General features: G+C 64.4%; 1 pseudogene. It reads left to right on the top strand.

What is annotated here, in order from left to right:
* Positions 1-624 (top strand): annotated as a pseudogene (locus tag RA19_RS25425) (hydantoinase/oxoprolinase family protein); the annotation flags it as partial.

Genomic DNA, 624 nt, shown 5'->3' with positions numbered 1-624 from the left:
TGGGCCGGGTGGATGCCTGGGACCGTGAGGCAGCAGAGAAAGCAATGACGCTGGTGGCGCGTAAGCGCCTGGGCAGCGGTGACATGGTGGCAAAGGATGCTGAAACTCTGGCGCAGATGATCATTGATCAGCTGACAGAGCAGACGGCTTTGACCTTGTTAGAGTCTGCTTTTGCAGAAGAGACAGAAGACTTCGGCCTGCCTGCGGACCAGTTGGCGCGGCATGTGCTGATGCAGAAGGGGCTGGCCAAGCACCGGGGGCTCTTGGCGCTGGATGCGTCAGTGAATGTGGATGTTGTGGGGCTGGGCGCCTCGGCGCCGAGCTATTACCCGGCGGTTGGAGAGCGTCTGCATTGCCGGATGATCCTGCCAGAGCATGCCGGCGTGGCCAATGCCATCGGCGCGGTGGTGGGCCGGATCACCATGCGGCGCAGCGGCACCGTGACCGCGCCGTCCGAAGGCCGGTTCCGGGTGCATCTTGAGAGCGGGCCGGAGGATTTCCAAAGCGCCGATGAGGCGATGGCTGCGTTGGAGGCAGCATTGACGCAAGAGGCCCGCGGCGCGGCGGAAGCGGCGGGAGCTGAGGATATTCACGTGCATACGGAGCGGGATGTCCGCACCGCCG

This window comes from Leisingera sp. ANG-M1 (genome assembly GCF_000813745.1).
In the GTDB taxonomy this organism is placed as follows: domain Bacteria; phylum Pseudomonadota; class Alphaproteobacteria; order Rhodobacterales; family Rhodobacteraceae; genus Leisingera.
The sequence above is the reverse complement of the archived record's forward strand: the minus strand, read 5'-3'. Positions and strand labels throughout refer to the sequence as shown.